Genomic DNA, 1,452 nt, shown 5'->3' on the forward strand with positions numbered 1-1,452 from the left:
TTCCCGACGTGTCCACAGCCGCTATCGGCGCCGTGTGACCGATCTGCCGCTTTCGGGGCGGGTCGTGAAGCTCCTGGTGATCGCACGCCGCTTCCGTTGCGATGCCGTCCTGTGCGGACGCCAGATCTTCACTGAGCGTTTCTCCGACGGGATATTGGCTCCATCAGCGCGACGCACGGCGAGGCTGGACTCTATCGTCCATCACCTTGGTCTGGCGCTTGGCGGTCGACCGGCGGCAGGCTTCGCAAAACGGCTGATGTTGCCGGTGAGCAAGGACACGCTTCTGCGCGTGGTCCGACGCCGTCACCGTCCGCCGGCTGACCCGCTCAAGGTTATCGGCATCGATGATTGGGCCTGGCGTCGCAATCACCGATACGCCAGCATCATCTGTAACCTAGAAAGGCGCCGGATAGTCACCCTGTTGCCGGATCGTGAGCCCGCGACCGCCCGAGCCTGGCTCGCTGCGCATCCCACGATCGCGATCGTCGCCCGCGATCGTGGCGGCGGATATGGCGAAGCGGCGGCCAAAGCCTTGCCGCACGCGGTGCAGGTCGCCGACCGCTGGCATCTGATGGAGAACGCCAGTCGGGCCTTCCTTGACGCCGTCCGCAAATCGATGCGCCAGATTCGCACTGTCATCGGTGCGACCACGATCGATCCCCAGCTGCTGACGGCAGCCGAGCGGCTCCAGTATGAGGGCTACTTACGCCGCGAGGAGACCAATGCGGCCATCCTGGCACTGTCGAAGAACGGCATACCCATCAAGCAGATCGTGCGTCGGACTGGCCATAGCAGGAAGCTGATACGGCAGGTGATCCGCGGCGAACGCACCGATGTCTTTCGGACCCGGCAAAGTTCGTTGGATCTGCATTTGCCATGGCTCGATAATCAGTGGGTGTCCGGCTGTCGAAGCGGGGCCGAACTCTGGCGCCGCCTAGCAGCGCGTGGCTTCCGCGGCTCGCTCCGCGTCGTCAGCGAGTGGGCAACCCGCAGACGACAGGCCGAAAAGGCCGATGCAAAGAACCTTCAGCGGATTCCCTCAGCCAGAACAATCGCTCGCCTCATGACCATCGGGCGGGACCTGCTCACGAAAGCGGAAACCGTCACGGTCGCGGCGATCGAAGCTGGCGTGCCAACTCTGGTCGAGGCACGCGAGATCATCGCCGAATTCCACCTGATGATCCGGCGCAAGACCGAGGCGGGTTTCATCCCATGGATCGAGCGCGCTCGCGCCAGCCTCGTCGCCTCGTTCGCCAGCGGCGTCGCGAAAGATGAGGCTGCGGTACGGGCGGCAATCACTTCACAATGGTCGAACGGACAGACCGAAGGTCAGATTACACGCCTCAAGCTCGTTCGACGTCAAATGTACGGTCGCGGGAAAATCGATCTGCTTCAAGCCAGGTTGATCGGCGCAGAATAGTCGGCGTTGCACCAAACTTGCGTCAGAGCCAA

At 63.1% G+C, this 1,452-nt stretch carries 1 protein-coding gene; it reads left to right on the top strand.

Annotation, left to right across the window (positions count from 1 at the left end):
- The coding region (locus L6639_RS42870) for an ISL3 family transposase (RefSeq protein ID WP_237867368.1) at positions 1-1,420 on the top strand (1,420 nt) is incomplete at its 5' end.
- Positions 1,421-1,452 lie beyond the last annotated feature (32 nt).

The organism is Bradyrhizobium zhengyangense (assembly GCF_022012555.1).
Taxonomy (GTDB): Bacteria; Pseudomonadota; Alphaproteobacteria; order Rhizobiales; family Xanthobacteraceae; genus Bradyrhizobium; species Bradyrhizobium zhengyangense.